General features: G+C 66.8%; 17 protein-coding genes and 1 other RNA gene. 6 read left to right on the forward strand and 12 right to left on the reverse strand.

The annotated features are described in order from the left end of the window. The first annotated feature begins 232 nt into the window (after nt 1-232). The 4 genes from thrC (at nt 233) to HNR60_RS19685 (ending at nt 4,402) form a co-directional block, all read left to right on the forward strand. Entirely contained in the window at nt 233-1,651 is a 1,419-nt protein-coding gene (gene thrC, locus HNR60_RS19670; protein ID WP_184261160.1) for a threonine synthase, read from the forward strand. Further along, nucleotides 1,648-2,937: a M16 family metallopeptidase gene (locus HNR60_RS19675; protein WP_184261163.1), complete on the forward strand. Its 1,290-nt coding sequence runs from the start codon at nt 1,648-1,650 to the stop codon at nt 2,935-2,937. The genes thrC and HNR60_RS19675 overlap by 4 nt, the downstream gene beginning before the upstream one ends. 54 nt (nt 2,938-2,991) lie before the next feature. Next, nucleotides 2,992-3,579, forward strand: coding sequence for a GNAT family N-acetyltransferase (locus tag HNR60_RS19680; protein WP_184261166.1), 588 nt, complete (start codon nt 2,992-2,994; stop codon nt 3,577-3,579). Nucleotides 3,580-3,730: 151 nt separating this feature from the next. Further along, nucleotides 3,731-4,402 carry a hypothetical protein gene (locus HNR60_RS19685; RefSeq protein ID WP_184261169.1) on the forward strand — a complete coding sequence of 224 codons (672 nt, stop codon included), beginning with the start codon at nt 3,731-3,733 and terminating at the stop codon, nt 4,400-4,402. A gap of 1 nt (nt 4,403) precedes the next feature. On the opposite strand, the gene ybgC is transcribed toward HNR60_RS19685, so the two are convergent. From ybgC to HNR60_RS19720, 7 genes are all read right to left on the reverse strand, one after another. Further along, nucleotides 4,404-4,847, reverse strand: a complete 444-nt coding sequence (gene ybgC / locus HNR60_RS19690; protein ID WP_184261172.1) for a tol-pal system-associated acyl-CoA thioesterase — start codon at nt 4,845-4,847, stop codon at nt 4,404-4,406. An 82-nt stretch (nt 4,848-4,929) separates the two neighbouring features. After that, entirely contained in the window at nt 4,930-5,151 is a 222-nt protein-coding gene (locus HNR60_RS19695; RefSeq protein ID WP_184261175.1) for a type II toxin-antitoxin system HicB family antitoxin, read from the reverse strand. Nucleotides 5,152-5,389: 238 nt separating this feature from the next. Beyond that, a complete protein-coding gene (gene ruvB / locus HNR60_RS19700) occupies nt 5,390-6,439 on the reverse strand; it encodes a Holliday junction branch migration DNA helicase RuvB (protein ID WP_184261178.1) in 1,050 nt (349 codons plus the stop codon). A gap of 1 nt (nt 6,440) precedes the next feature. Next, nucleotides 6,441-6,866, reverse strand: coding sequence for a cytidine deaminase (locus tag HNR60_RS19705; protein ID WP_184261181.1), 426 nt, complete (start codon nt 6,864-6,866; stop codon nt 6,441-6,443). Beyond that, nucleotides 6,863-7,480 carry a Holliday junction branch migration protein RuvA gene (ruvA, locus tag HNR60_RS19710; protein WP_184261184.1) on the reverse strand — a complete coding sequence of 206 codons (618 nt, stop codon included), beginning with the start codon at nt 7,478-7,480 and terminating at the stop codon, nt 6,863-6,865. The genes HNR60_RS19705 and ruvA overlap by 4 nt, the downstream gene beginning before the upstream one ends. A 279-nt stretch (nt 7,481-7,759) precedes the next feature. Then, complete coding sequence (ruvC, locus tag HNR60_RS19715; protein WP_184261186.1) at nt 7,760-8,287, reverse strand: crossover junction endodeoxyribonuclease RuvC; 528 nt, start codon at nt 8,285-8,287, stop codon at nt 7,760-7,762. A 253-nt stretch (nt 8,288-8,540) separates the two neighbouring features. Beyond that, the gene (locus HNR60_RS19720) at nt 8,541-9,287 is read right to left on the reverse strand and encodes a YebC/PmpR family DNA-binding transcriptional regulator (RefSeq protein ID WP_184261189.1); all 747 of its coding nucleotides are present in this window, start codon (nt 9,285-9,287) and stop codon (nt 8,541-8,543) included. Nucleotides 9,288-9,486: 199 nt separating this feature from the next. On the opposite strand from HNR60_RS19720, the gene HNR60_RS19725 reads away from it, so the two are divergent. Continuing rightward, complete coding sequence (locus HNR60_RS19725; protein ID WP_184261192.1) at nt 9,487-11,241, forward strand: methyl-accepting chemotaxis protein; 1,755 nt, start codon at nt 9,487-9,489, stop codon at nt 11,239-11,241. 393 nt (nt 11,242-11,634) lie between these two features. Next, nucleotides 11,635-13,458, forward strand: a complete 1,824-nt coding sequence (locus HNR60_RS19730; RefSeq protein WP_210313691.1) for a B12-binding domain-containing radical SAM protein — start codon at nt 11,635-11,637, stop codon at nt 13,456-13,458. Nucleotides 13,459-13,682: 224 nt separating this feature from the next. Here HNR60_RS19730 and HNR60_RS19735 read toward each other — a convergent pair whose 3' ends face one another. The 5 genes from HNR60_RS19735 to HNR60_RS19755 form a co-directional block, all read right to left on the reverse strand. Continuing rightward, nucleotides 13,683-14,513 (reverse strand): TIGR00282 family metallophosphoesterase, encoded by an 831-nt coding sequence (locus tag HNR60_RS19735; protein WP_184261195.1) that lies wholly within the window; start codon nt 14,511-14,513, stop codon nt 13,683-13,685. 4 nt (nt 14,514-14,517) lie between these two features. Further along, the gene (locus HNR60_RS19740; RefSeq protein ID WP_184261198.1) at nt 14,518-15,102 is read right to left on the reverse strand and encodes a 5-formyltetrahydrofolate cyclo-ligase; all 585 of its coding nucleotides are present in this window, start codon (nt 15,100-15,102) and stop codon (nt 14,518-14,520) included. A gap of 106 nt (nt 15,103-15,208) precedes the next feature. Further along, a non-coding RNA gene (gene ssrS, locus HNR60_RS19745) (6S RNA) lies at nt 15,209-15,368 on the reverse strand. A gap of 146 nt (nt 15,369-15,514) precedes the next feature. Then, nucleotides 15,515-16,009 carry a F0F1 ATP synthase subunit B family protein gene (locus HNR60_RS19750; protein ID WP_184261201.1) on the reverse strand — a complete coding sequence of 165 codons (495 nt, stop codon included), beginning with the start codon at nt 16,007-16,009 and terminating at the stop codon, nt 15,515-15,517. Next, nucleotides 16,006-16,575 carry a F0F1 ATP synthase subunit B family protein gene (locus HNR60_RS19755; RefSeq protein WP_184261204.1) on the reverse strand — a complete coding sequence of 190 codons (570 nt, stop codon included), beginning with the start codon at nt 16,573-16,575 and terminating at the stop codon, nt 16,006-16,008. Before HNR60_RS19755 ends, HNR60_RS19750 begins: the two co-directional genes overlap by 4 nt. Nucleotides 16,576-16,610: the final 35 nt, after the last annotated feature.

Below are 16,610 nucleotides of genomic sequence, written 5' to 3' on the forward strand. Positions count from 1 at the left end.
CGGTCCACCATTCTAGCGTAACAGAATCATCGATTCACGTCTAGCGCGAGATAGGGCAGTGGTTTTCAGCCCCCCCCCCCGGCGTGGAAGTCTTGGGCGAGAACCGCGGTGCCAGCGCTTCCTTGTGAAGCTCCGAGCGAGCTTGTAAGGTGGCCTTGAATCCCTTCGCGGATCGACGGAACATCTCACATTATCAAGGGCTTGGCGAAAACGCGCGCCTTTGGAGGACGTGTTGACGCAGTATATTTCGACGCGGGGCGAGGCCCCCAAGCTCGGCTTTTGCGATGTCATGCTGACCGGGCTGGCCCGCGACGGCGGGCTCTATGTGCCTGAGGTCTGGCCGCAGATTGCGCCCGACGCGATCGCGGGCTTTTTCGGCCGGCCGTATTGGGAGGTCGCCGTCGAGGTGATCCGGCCGTTCATCGGCGGCGAAATCTCCGACGCCGATCTCGGCCGCATGGCCAACGAGGCCTACGCCACCTTCCGGCATCCCGCTGTGGTGCCGCTCGACCAGGTCAGCCCCAGCCAGTTCACCCTGCAGCTGTTTCACGGCCCGACGCTGGCGTTCAAGGACGTCGCGATGCAGCTGTTGTCGCGGCTGATGGACCACGTGCTGGAAAAGCGCCAGCAGCGCATCACCATCGTGGTTGCGACCTCCGGCGACACCGGCGGCGCCGCGGTCGATGCGTTTGCGGGCCGCGACAATGTCGATTTGATCGTGCTGTTTCCGCACGGCCGGATCTCCGACGTGCAGCGCCGGATGATGACCACCTCGGCGGCCGCCAACGTCCATGCGCTGGCGCTGCAGGGCAATTTCGACGATTGCCAGGCGATCGTGAAGGGGCTGTTCAACCACCACAAATTCCGCGACCGCGTGGCGCTGTCCGGCGTCAACTCGATCAACTGGGCGCGGATCATCGCCCAGGTGGTGTACTACTTCACCAGCGCGGTGGCGCTCGGCGCGCCGGGGCGCAGCGTCGATTTCACCGTGCCGACCGGCAATTTCGGCGACATCTTCGCCGGCTATGTGGCGAAGCGGATGGGGCTGCCGATCCGCAAGCTGAAGATCGCCGCCAACGTCAACGACATCCTGGCGCGCACCCTGAAGACCGGGATCCACGAAGTCCGCGAAGTGCACGCCACCGCGTCGCCGTCGATGGACATCCAGGTGTCGTCGAATTTCGAGCGGCTGCTGTTCGAGGCGTCGGGCCGCGACGCCGCCTTGGTGCGCGGGCTGATGGCCTCGTTGCAGCAATCCGGCCGCTACGTGCTGCCGGATAAAGTGCTGGCGGCGATCCGCGAGCAGTTCGACGCCGGGCGCGCCGACGAGGAGGAAACCGCCGCCGCGATCCGTACCGCCTGGCGCGAGGCCGGCGATCTGGTCGACCCGCACACCGCGGTGGCGCTGGCGGTGGCCGATCGCGACCAGACCGACTCGCACGTTCCCAATATCGTGCTGTCCACCGCGCATGCGGCGAAATTCCCAGACGCGGTCGAGGCGGCCTGCGGCGTGCGGCCGGACCTGCCGCTGTGGCTGGAAGGGCTGATGACGAAGCCCGAACAGATCACCACCATGAAGCCCGATCAGGTGGCGGTGGAAAACTACGTGCTTGCGGTCAGCCGCGCCGCGAAACAAGGAGTTGCCGGATGAGCGTCGAGGTCACCAAGCTTCCCTCCGGATTGACGGTGGTCACCGACACCATGCCGCATCTGCAGACCGCGGCGCTCGGGGTGTGGACCGGGGTTGGTGGCCGCGATGAGAAGCCCGACGAGCACGGCATCTCGCATCTCCTCGAACACATGGCGTTCAAGGGCACCACCAAGCGCTCCTCGCGCGAAATCGTCGAGGAGATCGAGGCGGTCGGCGGCGATCTCAACGCCGGCACCTCGACCGAGACCACCGCCTATTACGCCCGGGTGATGAAGGACGACGTGCCGCTGGCGCTCGACGTGTTGAGCGACATCCTCGCCAATCCCTCTTTCGTGCCCGACGAGCTCGAACGCGAGAAGAGCGTGATCGTGCAGGAAATCGGTGCTGCGCAGGACACCCCCGACGACGTGGTGTTCGAGCATCTCAACGAGCTGTGTTATCCGGAGCAGCCGATGGGCCGCTCGCTGCTCGGCACGCCGCAGACTCTGAAAGGCTTCGATCGCGACACCTTGCAGGGCTATTTGTCGAAGCACTACCGCGGCCCCGACATGGTGGTGGCCGCCGCCGGCGCGGTCGATCATGCCCGCGTCGTCGAAGAGGTGCAGCATCGTTTTGCCAGCTTCAACGGCCAGCCGGCGCCGGCGCCGTTGCCGGCGCTGTTCGGCCCCGGCGGCTCCAAGGTGGTGCACCGCGACCTCGAACAGGCGCATCTGACGCTGGCGCTGGAAGGCCTGCCGCAGACCGACCTGTCGCTGTTCAGCCTGCAGGTGTTCACCAACGTGCTCGGCGGCGGGATGTCGTCGCGGCTGTTCCAGGAGGTCCGCGAGAAGCGCGGGCTGTGCTACTCGATCTACACCTTCCACGCGCCCTATACCGACACCGGCTTCTTCGGGCTCTACACCGGCACCGATCCCGCCGACGCGCCGGAAATGATGGAGGTGATCGTCGACGTCATCAACGACGCGGTCGACACCTTGACCGAAGCCGAGATTTCCCGCGCCAAGGCGCAGATGAAGGCCGGCCTGTTGATGGCGCTGGAGAGCTGCAGCTCACGCGCCGAGCAGCTGGCACGGCATATGCTGGCCTATGGCCGGCCGTTGCCGGTCGAGGAGCTGGTCGCCAAGATCGACGCCGTCAGCGTCGAGTCGACCGGCAAGGCGGCGCGCGCGCTGCTGTCGCGCAGCCGCCCGGCGGTGGTCGCGCTCGGCAGCGGCCGGGGGCTGGACACGGCGGTGAGTTTTGCCGAAGGTTTGACTCAAGGGAAGGCCAAGCCGAGCTATCACTGAACCGGGCCGCCGCTTTCGGCGACGGGTCGGTCACGGAATCGGGAGTTTCGGTCCATGGCACTGTTTCGCATGCCATCGAGCGGGCCGGCGGCATTGGCCCCGCGCGGCAACGGGCTGTTGCTGCGCGCACCGCAGATGGGCGACTTCCCGCAATGGGCGCAGCTGCGCGAGCAGAGCCGCGCCTTCCTGACGCCGTGGGAGCCGATCTGGCCGTCCGACGACCTCACCCGCTCCGGCTTCCGCCGCAGGCTGCGGCGCTACGCCGAGGACATCGCCGGCGACCGCGCCTATCCGTTCATCGTGTTCCGGGAAGCCGACGGCGAGATGATCGGCGGGGTGACGCTGGCCAATGTGCGCCGCGGCATCGTGCAGGCCGGCACCATCGGCTATTGGATCGGCCAGCCGCATGCCCGGCGCGGCTACATGACCGCGGCACTGCGGGTGCTGCTGCCGACGCTGTTCGGCGAACTCAACCTGCACCGCGTCGAGGCGGCCTGCATCCCGACCAACGCCGCCTCGATCCGGGTGCTGGAGAAATGCGGCTTCACCCGCGAGGGGATGGCGCGGCGCTATCTGTGCATCAACGGGGTCTGGCAGGACCATTTGCTGTTCGGCCTCTTGCACGAGGATTTTCGCGGCTGACCCCTGCTCTGCAATCCGGCGCATCGATGCCTTTGGTTCGCCGCCATTGCTTTGTTATAAGGCGGCGGCAACCTAGATTGAGCGTGATCTCTCCCGAAAACCGGGATCCACGGATCAGGCTCTGGACAGTGCGTAACGCCGGGGATTTTCGATGCGGGACCAAGCTCTGACGACAACCGCCGCGGCATCGCTGAGGCGGCGCGGCGCGATGCGGCGCGCTGCCGTTGCGATGACCATTTGTGGCAGCCTGCTGGCGGCGCCGGCCTCGGCGCAATCGATCACCGACCGTTTCAAGAGCCTGTTCGGCGGCTCCTCCGATACGGCGCCGAGCGGCAATGCGGTGACGACCGCGCCGGGTTCGGAAGCCGACGTCGAGCTGACCTGCCCGGAGGTCACCATCCGACCCGGCGCCTCGACCTACGCCGTCGGGCTGCCCGGCAAACCCGCGGCAGGCAACGACCTGAAGTTTCAGGCGACGATCGGGCGCACCGCCCGCGAGTGCAATCTCGGCGACGGCCTGATCAAGGCCAAGATCGGCATCCAGGGCCGGGTGATCGCGGGGCCCGCCGGCGCGCCGGGCAATGTCGACGTGCCGCTGCGCGTCGCCGTGGTGCAGGAAGGCGTGCAGCCGAAGACGATCTTCACCAAGCTCTATCAGACCAGGGTGGCGATGACCGCCGACGGCAACGAAGCGTTCAGCCTGGTCGCCGAGGATATTATCTATCCGGCGCCGCCGGCGGCGATCGGCGACTCTTACATATTCTACATCGGTTTCGACCCGCAGGGCCTGAAGCCTGAGCCGCCCGCAAGGAAGCGCAAGTAGCTCAGCCGAGATCCGCCGCCATCGCGATGCGCAGCGGCTTCGGGATCGGCCGCGCCCGGCCGCCGGCGACGAAGGCGACCTTGACCTTGGCCTCGATCAGCACGTCGTCGCCGCGCTTGACCTGCTGATGCATGGTGATCGAGGCGCCGCGCACTTCGAGCGGCCGCGTCACGATCTCCAGCACGTCGTCCATCTTGGCCGGCTTGAGAAAATCCAGTTGCATCGCCCGCACCACGAAGGCGAAGCCCGGGGCTTCGCTCTGCGCTTCGGCGAACAGCGCGCTCTGCTCGGCGCCGAGCAGCCGCAGATAGTTGGTCCGGCCGCGCTCCATGAAGCGCAGATAATTGGCGTGATAGACGATGCCGGAGAAGTCGGTGTCTTCGTAGTAGACGCGGACCTGCATGCGATGCAGGCCGTCGCCGATCGCGCCGTCGAGAGAATTCATAATGGATCAATCCTGAAAGTTACCGCGCGATCTATCACCAGATCGGCGCCAGACCAAGGCGCTGCAACGAGACAGCAACCTCTTAACCGGCACGCGCCAAGGGCGGCGCAGGCGCGGGGACCGGTTGCTTCCACTCTTGTGCGGCTTCGATCCAGGACACGATCGCCTCCTGAATATTCCGCAACGCCTCTTCCGGCGTCGCGCCGTCGGACATGCAGCCGGGCAGCTCGGGCGCGGTAGCGAGATAGCCGCCGCCGTCGCTCTCCGCGAGCCGTTCAATCCGAATGGCATATTCGAGCGTCATGGTTGGCCTCCGTGAACATCAATATAGTGCACGAGCTTGCGGATGTAGACCGGCTTGATCGGTCGTCGCGCCGGAATGGTCAAGATTTCGACCGCGGCGGGGTGCTTGGCGTGGCAATGCGAGGTTCCCTTGCCTGCCCGAACAGCAGGCCATGTGCACGGCAAAGTCTTTCCACATCTGCGATGGTCCAGTCTGCAGCCGGATTGCGCCTCATCCGCTCCAGCAAGTCGGCGGCCATCTACCCCTCCTCGCCGCCCTGCCCGAACAGCCCAAACTGCGCCGGGTCGCGCGTGGGCTCGGCGAGACCGAGATGCTTGAAGGCGTGGCTGGTCAGCAGCCGGCCGCGCGGGGTGCGCTGCAGGTAGCCGCATTGGATCAGGAACGGCTCGATGATGTCCTCGATGGCGTCGCGCGGCTCCGACAGCGCCGCCGCCATGGTTTCGACGCCGACCGGGCCGCCGCCGTAGTTCATCGCGATCGTTGTCAGGTAGCGGCGGTCCATCGCGTCGAGCCCGGCGGCGTCGACCTCGAGCGCGGAGAGCGCGTGATCGGCGATGCCGCGATCGATCGCCGACTTGTCAGCAGCGGAGGCGAAGTCGCGTACCCTTCGCAGCAGGCGGCCGGCAATCCGCGGCGTGCCGCGGGCGCGGCGCGCGATCTCGTTGGCGCCGTCCGGCGTAATGCCGATCGACAGCACTCTCGCGCCGCGGGTGACGATGCTTTCGAGTTCTCCGATGGTGTAGAAGTTCAACCGCACCGGAATGCCGAAGCGGTCGCGCAACGGATTGGTCAGCAGACCCGCGCGGGTGGTGGCGCCGACCAGCGTGAACTTCGACAGTTCGATCTTCACCGAGCGCGCCGCCGGCCCCTCGCCGATGATCAGATCGAGCTGGAAATCCTCCATCGCCGGATACAGCACTTCTTCGACCGCCGGGCTCAGCCGGTGGATCTCGTCGATGAACAGCACGTCGCGCTCTTCGAGATTGGTCAAGAGTGCCGCGAGATCGCCGGCCTTGGCGATCACCGGGCCGGACGTGGCGCGAAACCCGACGCCGAGCTCGCGCGCCACGATCTGCGCCAGCGTGGTCTTGCCGAGCCCCGGAGGACCGACGAACAACACGTGATCCAGCGCCTCGCCGCGTTTTCGCGCGGCGTCGATGAAGATCTGCAGATTGGCGCGGGCCTGCTGCTGGCCGACGAATTCGGCAAGCAGCTGCGGGCGCAGCGCGGTGTCGCCGACATCGTCGCTGCGGCGCTCCGGGGTGACGATGCGGGAGGGCGTGGTCATCTCACAAATTCCGCTCCCGGCTGTATTTGTTCGGCAGCAGCTCGGCGATGCCGACCGCCACCACGCCGTCGGGGCTCGGCACCAGAACGCGGGCGCCGGGGTCGTAGTCGTAGATCAATTCGCGGCAGGCGCCGCAGGGCGACACCACGTGGACATCGCGGTCGGTCTCGTGCGGCTTCGGATGCCGCACCGCGACGATGCTCTCGATGCCGGCTTCGCCGAGTTCGGTGATCATCTGGCCGAGCGCCACGCCCTCGGCGCACACCGCCATGCGGCCGAGATAGGCGTCGAGATTGACGCCGGCGAAGATCTTGCCGGTGCGGGTCACGAGCGCGGCGCCGACTTCCTGCCAGTCGTTGCGATAGCGCTGCCGGATCGCAGCGGCCGCCACCTCGATCAGCGCGCGGTCGGCTTCGGTCAAACTCACTTCGACAACTCCTTCAGCCCGAGCTTGATCAGCTGCGCGGTTTCGGCGCCTTCGCCGGCGCTGCGCGAAGCCGCGGCGATGGCGGCGGCGGCCTGCGGCTGACCATAGCCGAGATTGACCAGCGCGGAGATCGCGTCGGTCACCGGGCGCGGCGCGTTGCGATCGTCGAGCGCGCCGGACAGCGCCACCACGGCTGGATCGACGCTGGCGAAGGCCGGCGCCTTGTCTTTGAGTTCCGTGACGATGCGTTCGGCGACCTTGGGGCCGACGCCCGAGGTGCGCGCCACCGCGGCCTTGTCGCGCAGCGCGATGGCGTTGGCGAGATCGGCCGGCGGCAATGTGCTCAGCACCGCCAGCGCCACCTTGGCGCCGACGCCCTGTACGGTCTGCAAGAGCCGGAACCATTCGCGCTCCAGATCGCTACGAAAGCCGAACAGCTTGATCTGGTCCTCGCGCACGTAAGTCTCGATCGACAGCACCGCGGCCTCGCCGGCCGCCGGCAGCGCCTGCAGGGTGCGCGACGAGCAATGCACCTGATAGCCGACGCCCTGCACGTCGAGGATCACATAGTCCTCGCCGTAGCTGTCGATCAGGCCTTTCAGTTTACCGATCATCGGGCCTCCAATGCGGGGACTCTCTCCTCCACCTTGCGGGGGCAGAGCGCTTCGGGTGTGGAGTGAGCGCGAGCACAGGCGGCAACAGAACTCCCCTCCCCCTTGCCGGGCGGGGTCGGGGGTGGGGGGCCCCAAGCAAAGCTTCGCCTCGGATTACCCCCCTCCCCAACCCTCCCCCGCAAGGGGGGAGGGAGCACGCCGTGTTCGCCGCGCGGGCGCGTAGCATGCCTTGGGCGCGAGAGCATGCCGGCTTGCCTGATGCCAGCATCACTCCGCCGCTCATGCCTGCACCGCCTTCAGCCGCAGCAATGCGCCGCCGCGATGATGGGCGTGGGTGATGGCGATCGCCAGCGCGTCGGCGGCGTCGGCGGTTTTCGGCTCGGCCTTCGGCAGAAGGATCTTCAGCATCATCTGGATCTGCGCCTTGTCGGCGTGGCCGGCGCCGACCACGGTCTTCTTGATCAGGTTCGGCGCGTATTCCGAAACCGCGATGCCGACCAGCGCCGGGGCCAGCATGGCGATGCCGCGGGCCTGGCCGAGCTTCAGCGTGGCGCCGGCGTCCTTGTTGACGAAGGTCTGCTCCACCGCGGCCTCGGCCGGCGCAAACTCCGCCAGCACTTTGGCGAGCCCGTGGTGAATCTCCAACAGCCGGCTCGCCAGCGGCAGGTCGTCGTCAGGCTCGACCGAGCCGCAGCCGATGAACACCAGCCGATTGCCACAGCTCTCGATCACGCCCCAGCCGGTGCGGCGCAGCCCGGGGTCGATGCCGAGAATACGGATCGGTTGGCGAATCGGCGGAGCACTCATGATGGAGTGATAACGCCACAGCAAAGTGAACGAAACAGAAACAAAGGTGCATCCCCGGCAAAGCGGTTGAGGACTGCCCCCGATGGCGCGGCGCCTCAAACAACACCAGCCGTCGTCCCCCGCGAAAGCGGGGGATCCAGTACGCCGCGGCGTTGCGGCGTACCACGGACGCTCTGGAATACTGGGTCGCCCGCTTTCGCGGGCGATGACGGTTCGGGATGCCGCCGTGCGTCGGACCCGACGCAGCGTCGCGTCAGCCGCCCATCTTCGCCATCAAGGCGTCGGACACCTCGAAGTTGGCGTAGACGTTCTGCACGTCGTCGTGCTCGTTCAACAGGTCGATCAGCTTCAACAGCTTTTCGCCGGTCTCGTCGTCCACCGCCAAGGTGTTCTGCGGCTTCCAGGTCAGCGCCGCCTTGCGGGCCTCGCCGAACTTCGCCTCCAGCGCCTTCGCCACCTCGCGGAAGCTCTCCTGCGAGGCATAGACCTCGTGGCCGGCGTCGGACGACAGCACGTCGTCGGCGCCGGCTTCGATCGCGGCATCCAGCATATCGTCGGCCGAGGCCGCTTTGGCGTCGAATTCGATGATGCCGGTGCGGTCGAACATGAAGGCGACCGAGCCGGTTTCGCCGAGATTGCCGCCGGATTTGGTGAAGTAGGAGCGGATGTCGGACGCCGCGCGGTTGCGGTTGTCGGTCAAGGCCTCGACGATCACCGCGACGCCGCCGGGGCCGTAGCCCTCGTAGCGGATCTCGTCGTAGTTCTCGCCTTCGCTGCCGATCGCCTTCTTGATCGCGCGCTCGATATTGTCCTTCGGCATGTTTTCCTGCCGCGCCGCGATGATCGCGGAGCGCAGCCGGGCGTTCATCGCCGGATCCGGCGTGCCGAGCTTGGCCGCGACGGTGATTTCCCGCGCCAGCTTGGAGAACAGCTTGGACTTCTGGGCATCCTGCCGGCCCTTGCGGTGCATGATGTTCTTGAACTGGGAATGTCCGGCCATGCGGTCTCTCTACAGGTTTCGTCGGAATGTCATTATCGGCGCGCGGCCTTATAGGCTGCGATCAGGCCAAAATCAAAATCGCTGTCCGCCGGAACGGGGTGGTATTTAGGCTGATATTCACCTCAGGCGGGAAAAATTAACCGTCATTTCACGGAGCGATGCCAGAGTAGCCCAGACGCGCCCCCATCAAGAGAGTGCCATGGTGTTTGCTGTGTTTCGTCGGCCGCGACAACTCCCGCCCGTGCCGCAGGTCCAGCAGGCACCGTCGATCGTTGCGCCGCCCGCGCCCGTGCCGGAAACCGCGGCCGCCGATTCGGCAAGCGATATCCTCGGCCTTCTGGAGCTCGAGCTCGGCGGGTTGATCCGGCAGCTGGAGCGCGCCGCCAATTCGGTGGCCGGCGGAGCGCAGTCGACCGCCGCCACGCTGCACACCATCCGGGAGCGAAGCGACGCGCTGACCGGGCGCACCAGCGCCGCGCAATCCACCGCCACAACGTTCTCGCAGGCCGCCGACAAATTCACCCATTCGGCCGAGGGCATCGGCGCCCAGGTGCGGCAGGCCTCGACACTGGCCGATCAGGCCAGCGCCGCCGCCGCCGAGGCCAGCGCCAATGTCGACCGGCTGCGCGACTCCTCGGCGGCGATCGGCAACGTGGTCGACCTGATCGCCAAGATCGCCAAGCAGACCACGCTGCTGGCGCTGAATTCCACCATCGAGGCGGCGCGCGCCGGCGCCGCCGGCCGCGGCTTCGCGGTGGTGGCGACGGAGGTCAAGGCGCTGGCGGTGCAGACCCAGGCCGCCACCGAGGAAATCAAGCAGAAGATCGACGCGCTGCAGAAGGACGCGGCGAGTTCGGTCGCCGCGGTGCATCGGATATCGCAGGCGATCGAGGCGATCCGCCCGGTGTTCGAAAACGTCAACGGCGCCGTCGCCGAACAGAACCGCACCACCAGCGACATGTCGAACAACGCCGCGCAGGCTTCCAACTTCATCGAATCGGTCGGCGACAGCGCCGCCGAGATCGTCAGCGCGACCCGCGAGGCTGAGAGCCACGGCGAGGAGGTGGCGCGCGCCGGCGCCAGCGTCACGCTGTTCGCGGAGAAACTGAAAACCCGCACCGCCGTGCTGCTCGGCCGCAGCGGCAGCGATCACGGCCGCAAGCCGTTGCCGTGCCATCTCGGCATCGAAATCGACAAAAAGGGCCTGCCGATCAAGGCGCCGGTCTACGAAATCTCGATGGAGGACATCCTGATTTCCGGGCCCGCCGCAGCAGGGCTGCCGGCCGCCGAAATCCTGGCCGCGACGCTCGACGGCGTCGGGCCGTGCAAGATCCGGATCGGCGAGCATAGCTCGGCCGGGGTGCGGGCGCGCTTCCACGCCCCCGACGCCGCGCTGCGCGACCGCATCGAGGACAAGCTCTGGGAGCTGCACGACGAGAACACCGAATTCGTCACCCGGGCGATGGAAGCCGGCGTTGCGCTGACCAAGATCTTCGAAGACGGCGTGACCAGCGGCGCGATTTCGCTGGAGGACATGTTCGACGAGACCTACGTCGAGATCGCAGGCTCCAACCCGCTGCAGCATCGCACCAAGATTCTCACCTGGGCGGATCGCGCGCTGCCGCCGTTCCAGGAAGCTTTTCTGGCCAAGGATTCCCGGATGGCGTTTTGCGCGATGATCGACCGCAACGGCTATCTGCCGGTGCACAACACGATCTACTCGCAGCCGCAGCGCCCCGGCGACGTCGCCTTCAACACCGCGAACTGCCGCAACCGGCGGATCTTCAACGACCCGGCCGGGCTGGCGGCTGGGCGCAACACCCGCAGCTACCTGATCCAGAGCTACGCCCGCGACATGGGCAACGGCAACACCATCATGATGCGCGAGATCGACGTGCCGATCCGGGTGCGCGGCCGGCACTGGGGCGGCTTCCGCACGGCGTACAGGCTGTAAGCCTGCGAACGGCTTTTCGTCATTGCACAGCGGCTCGGGCGCGACGGCCGGCGACGGAACCGGCATCGTCAGGCTCGCCTGCAACCGCGTATCAGGTCCATCCGCAGCGAATGTGCGGCTGCCCCGCCATGCCGGGGGCTTGCAAATCGTCCCGGCTTTGCGCCACATTGCAGAAAGCCTGCTGGTCCTACGTGGAACCAGCTTGAATTGTGATTTGATTTCCGACTGCTGATTGCTTCGGTCATTTTCTGACCGCCACGACTTGATAGCATCGCACCAGACTGAGCGTGACTTCGCCGGCGATCGGCCGGCGCACCAGACGACGACCCAACGAGGCCATCGCACCTAGCGCCGCCAAATATCTGCAGCCCTATCGACGGATTGGAGATTGGTTTGACCGCATCGCAGATTTCATCGCCGCAGTTCGCAGCAACCGCCAACGCTCCGCCCAAGCGTTTCCAGGTGGCGCTGATCAAGCCGTCGCATTACGACGACGACGGCTACGTGATCCAGTGGTTCCGCTCGTTCGTTCCATCGAACTCGCTGGCGGTGGTGTACAGCCTGGTCGAGGATTCCAGGCAGCGCGGCGCGATCGGCGACGACGTCGCCATCGACATCACCGCCGCCGACGAGATCAACACCCGGATCAAGCCGGCCGCGATCATCGAGCGGTTTCGTACGCACGACAATTTCGGCCTGGTATTCCTGGTCGGCGTGCAATCCAATCAGTTCCCGCGCGCGCTCGATATCGCGCGGCCGCTCCGCGCGGCTGGCGTGCCGGTCGCGATCGGCGGCTTTCATGTCTCGGGGTGTCTGGCGATGCTGCCGGGAATTCAGCCGGATCTGCAGGAAGCGCTCGATCTCGGCATCACGCTGTATGCCGGCGAGCTTGAAGGCCGCTGCGACGCGCTCTTGCAGGACGCCACGCGCGGCGAACTGAAGCCGATGTACAATTATCTCAACGAGCTGCCGTCGCTGGAGGGCGCGCCGTCGCCGATCCTGCCCAAGCAGTTCCTGCAGCGCACCTACAACTATCAAACCAGCTTCGACGCCGGCCGCGGCTGCCCCTACCAGTGCTCGTTCTGCACCATCATCAACGTGCAGGGCCGCAAGTCGCGCGGCCGCAGCGCCGACGACATCGCGCGGCTGGTGCGGGAGAACCTGGCGCAGGGCGTCAACTGGTTCTTCATGACCGACGACAATTTCGCCCGCAACAAGGATTGGGAATCCATCCTCGATCGGCTGATCGAACTGCGCGCCGAGTTCGCCGCGCAAGGCGGCAAGGACATCAAGCTGGTGATCCAGGTCGATACGCTGTGCCACAAGATCCCGGGCTTCATCGACAAGGCCAAGGCCGCCGGCGTGGTCCGGGTGTTTCTCGGGCTGGAAAGCATCAACCCGCAGAATCTCGCCTCGGCCAACAAGCGGCAGAACAAGATCACCGAATATCGAGGGATGCTGCTGGCCTGGAAGAGCGCCGGCGTGTTGACCTATGCGGGCTACATCCTCGGCTTCCCGCACGACACCCCGGCCTCGATCGCCGAGGACATCGCCATCATCCAGAACGAACTGCCGCTGGACATCCTGGAGTTCTTTTGTCTCACGCCGCTGCCGGGCTCGGAGGATCACCAGACTCTGTTCAAACAGGGCGTGGCGATGGATGCCGACCTCAACCGCTACGACATCGAACACGTCGTCACCGCGCATTCGAAGATGAGCCGCGCCGAGTGGGAAGGCGCTTATCTGGCGGCGTGGGGCGCGTACTACACGCCCGAGCATGTCGAGCGGATGCTGCGCCGCGCCGCGGCCACCGGCGGCGGCATCTCGCGGCTGGCCTCGATGATCTATCTGTTCTCGTCGATGGTGGTGATCGAGAAGGTGCATCCGCTGCAGGGCGGCATCCTGCGGCTGAAGCGACGCACCGACCGCCGCTCGTCGCTGCCGCTTGAGCCGGTCTGGCGGTTCTATCCGAAGCTTTTGCTCGAGGGCGCGAGCAAGCTGTACCGCAGCGCCGCACATTGGCTGTGGATCGACGCGCTGCGCCGCAAGGTACGCAATGACCCCGACCGGATGAGCTACACCGACACCGCGCTGACTCCGGTCGGCGACGGCGACACCGAGGAACTGGAGCTGTTTACCCACAGCGCCGCGGCGCAACAGGCGGTGCAGCACGCCCGCAAGATTAAGGAGCTGACAACGGTGAAGTCGGTGGCGTGAGGGATGTCGTGGCGCGCGGCAGAGGTGCTTTCTGTCGACCGGGAGCCAACGAAAGCGAAACCGTCATTCCGGGGCGCGAGGGCGAAAGCCCGAGCGAACCCGGAATCTCGCAACTGGCGTGGGGCCGGTACTTGCGGCGCGATTCCGGGTTCGCTCGCCCAAGGGCTCGCGCCCCGGAATGACCGCCTGTATCAATCATCTGAACCAGCCAATCCGACGCCGAGCTACTCCGCCGCGGCCCAGAACCCCGGCACCGCCGGCTCCAGCCGGCCGCCGAGCCGCACAGGCGCAATGCGCAGCGCGAGGCCCGTGGCGTCGTCGGTCTCGACGCCGACGCCGCTCAGCGTCGCAGCCCCGTTCGCCGGCTCGAACCGGCCGGACGGAATCCCGGTGACGAAGCGGCGCAGCGGTTCGTCCTTGTGCATGCCGATCACCGAATCATAGTCGCCGGTCATGCCGGCGTCGGTCATATAGCCGGTGCCGCCGGGAAGAATCTGATGGTCGGCGGTCGGCACATGGGTGTGGGTGCCGACCACGAGGCTGGCGCGGCCGTCGCAGAAGAATCCCATGCCCTGCTTTTCGCTCGAGGCTTCGCCGTGGAAATCCAGCACGATGGCGTCGGCCGCCTCGACCAGCGGGCAGGCTTCGAGTTCGCGGCCGACCGCGGCGAACGGATCGTTCAAGGGCTCCATGAACACCCGGCCCATCGCGTTGATCACCAGCGCGCGGGCGCCGTTCTTGGCGTCGATCAGCGCCGAGCCGCGGCCCGGCGTGTAGCGCGGAAAATTCGCCGGACGAATCAGCCGCGGCGCGCGCTCGATGAACACCAGCGCCTCTTTCTGATTCCAGGCGTGGTTGCCGAGCGTCACCGCGTCGACGCCGACATCGATGAAATCGTTGTAGATCGCCTCGGTGATGCCGAAGCCGCCGGCGGCGTTCTCGCCGTTGACGACGACGAGATCGAGCTTCCAGTCGCGGATCGCGCCGGGCAGATAGTCGGCGATCGCGGTGCGGCCGGTCTTGCCGACCACGTCGCCGATGAACAGGATGCGCAAAATCTCAACTCCGGAAATCGATCGTCTCGGCTTCCGTTAGCACAAGATCGAGCCGGGCGTCGTGCGCCAGCGCCGGAACCAGCGGGATTTCCTGCACCGCGAAGCCGAGCCCGATCGCGGTCACGACGCCGTCGCGGCGCAGCGCTTCGAGGCTGCGGTCGTAATAGCCGCCGCCATAGCCGATGCGGTGGCCGGCGCGGTCGAATGCCGCCAGCGGCACCAGCAGGGTGCGCGGGGTCAGGGCCGGCGCGGCGGCGGCGGGCTCGGGAATGCCGAGCTGGCCCTTCACCAACGGCTCGCCCGGGTGCCAGGCGCGGAACGCCAGCGGCCGGTCGGGGCCGACGATCGCCGGCAGCGCCAGCCGCGCGCCCTGCTCTGCCAAGGCTTGCAGCAACGGCCGCGGATCGAATTCGCCGCGCAGCGGGAAATAGCCGGCGACCACGTCGCCCGCAGTGATGGCCAGCGGAAACGGCCGGCCGAGCAGCGCCTGCGCCGCCGCCGCGCGCGCGGTCTCGCTCAGGGCCGCCCGCCGCGCCAAAGCTGCGGCGCGGAGTGATGTCTTGGATCGGTCGAGAGAGATCAGAGGCATCCGTCGTTATAGAATGCGGTCATCGGCCACGAAAGCGGGCCGCTCCGAACTTGCAGCGCCTGCCGCTTGCGCCGCGTGGCGGGACGCGGCGGCGCCCCAAGAAAAGCGCGAAGCCACAGATGCCGTTGAAGCGCTCGATCCCGGAGTTCCCTACGAAAGTAGGTGGGCACCATATGACCGGGTCCACGGACCCGGCCAGGGACAGTTCCCGTGAGGATCGATAAGGCCCCGGGGATATTGGCTCCTGACGCGCAACGCAGCCTCGCCGGATCAATCTAACCACGATGGGCGGTCACCGCCAGCCTCGCGGGTACGATCATCCCGGGACAATGTGTGGCGGCTAGCAAACGCCCAAACGACAACAGCCGGCGCGAGGCGCGCCGGCTGTTGTTCAAAGAGATAGAAGCTTGGCTCAGTTCAGCTTGGAGCGAACTTCCTCGATGCCGCGTTGCACCAGGCCTTCGGCGACCTGGCCCTGCACCGACTGCGACAGGATGGTCGAGGCGGCGGCGACCGCGGCGTTGGCTGCGGCGGCGCGGACATCCGCCACCGCCTGAGCCTCGGCGAGCGCGATCTTGCTCTCGGCGGTCTTGGTACGGCGCGCGACGAAATCTTCCAGCTTGGCCCGGGCTTCCGCCGCGATCCGTTCGGCGTCGTCCTTGGCGCTGGCGATGATGTCCTGCGCTTCGCGCTCGGCGCTGGCGCGGCGAGCCTTGTATTCCGCGAGCAGCTTCGCGGCTTCGTCTTTGAGCCGGCTGGCCTCGTCGAGTTCGGCCTTGATGCGATCGCGGCGCTTGTCGAGCGAGTTCAGCACCGTGCGGTGCACCCCGACATAGGCGAACACGCCCATCAGGATCACGAAGGCGACGGCGACCCAGGTTTCCGGTTCGGCGAGAAACTCGGTCATGCCTGCGATCCCTTCAAGCTGGAGTCGACGGCGGTCTCGAGCGCCTTGCCGTCGGGCACGATGCCGGACAGCCGCTGCACGATCGCCGCGGCCGCGTCGGCGGCGATGCCGCGGACGTTGCTCATCGCGGTTTCACGCGTCGCGGCGATGGTCTTCTCGGCATCGGCGAGCTTGACCGCAAGCTTCTCTTCGAGAGTCTTGCGCTCGGCTTCGGAGGCCGCGTTGAGGCGCTCGCGCGTCTCCGCGCCGATCGCCTGCGCCCGGGCGCGGGCCTGCGCCAGCTCGGTCTCGTAGGCCTTCAGCGCGTCGTCGGATTCGCCCTTCAGCCGTTGCGCCGCGGCGAAATCGTCTTCGATCCGCTTGGCACGCTCGTCGAGCACGCTGCCGACCCGCGGCAACGCGATCTTGGAGACGATCAGATAGAGCGCCACGAACGCGATCAGCAGCGACACCAGCTGCGAAGCGAAGGTGTCCTTCTGGAACGGCGGAAACGCGCGTCCATGGGCCGCAGCATCCGCTTCGGTGTGGGCGGTGGTGCCCGGTGCGTTGCCATGACCTTCAGCCACGGGATACTCCTGTTCGGACGATCCGGGCCCCTGCG

Origin of the sequence: Rhodopseudomonas rhenobacensis (assembly GCF_014203125.1) — a bacterium.
Lineage (GTDB): Bacteria > Pseudomonadota > Alphaproteobacteria > Rhizobiales > Xanthobacteraceae > Rhodopseudomonas_A > Rhodopseudomonas_A rhenobacensis.

Excerpts from the sequence above, each read along its gene's own strand:
- HNR60_RS19675 (WP_184261163.1), top strand. The coding sequence starts at position 1,648 with ATGAGCGTCGAGGTCACCAAGCTTCCCTCCGGATTGACGGTGGTCACC.
- HNR60_RS19680 (WP_184261166.1), top strand. The coding sequence starts at position 2,992 with ATGGCACTGTTTCGCATGCCATCGAGCGGGCCGGCGGCATTGGCCCCG.
- HNR60_RS19685 (WP_184261169.1), top strand. The coding sequence starts at position 3,731 with ATGCGGGACCAAGCTCTGACGACAACCGCCGCGGCATCGCTGAGGCGG.
- ybgC (WP_184261172.1), bottom strand. The coding sequence starts at position 4,847 with ATGAATTCTCTCGACGGCGCGATCGGCGACGGCCTGCATCGCATGCAG.
- HNR60_RS19695 (WP_184261175.1), bottom strand. The coding sequence starts at position 5,151 with ATGACGCTCGAATATGCCATTCGGATTGAACGGCTCGCGGAGAGCGAC.
- ruvB (WP_184261178.1), bottom strand. The coding sequence starts at position 6,439 with ATGACCACGCCCTCCCGCATCGTCACCCCGGAGCGCCGCAGCGACGAT.
- ruvA (WP_184261184.1), bottom strand. The coding sequence starts at position 7,480 with ATGATCGGTAAACTGAAAGGCCTGATCGACAGCTACGGCGAGGACTAT.
- ruvC (WP_184261186.1), bottom strand. The coding sequence starts at position 8,287 with ATGAGTGCTCCGCCGATTCGCCAACCGATCCGTATTCTCGGCATCGAC.
- HNR60_RS19720 (WP_184261189.1), bottom strand. The coding sequence starts at position 9,287 with ATGGCCGGACATTCCCAGTTCAAGAACATCATGCACCGCAAGGGCCGG.
- HNR60_RS19725 (WP_184261192.1), top strand. The coding sequence starts at position 9,487 with ATGGTGTTTGCTGTGTTTCGTCGGCCGCGACAACTCCCGCCCGTGCCG.
- HNR60_RS19740 (WP_184261198.1), bottom strand. The coding sequence starts at position 15,102 with ATGCCTCTGATCTCTCTCGACCGATCCAAGACATCACTCCGCGCCGCA.
- HNR60_RS19750 (WP_184261201.1), bottom strand. The coding sequence starts at position 16,009 with ATGACCGAGTTTCTCGCCGAACCGGAAACCTGGGTCGCCGTCGCCTTC.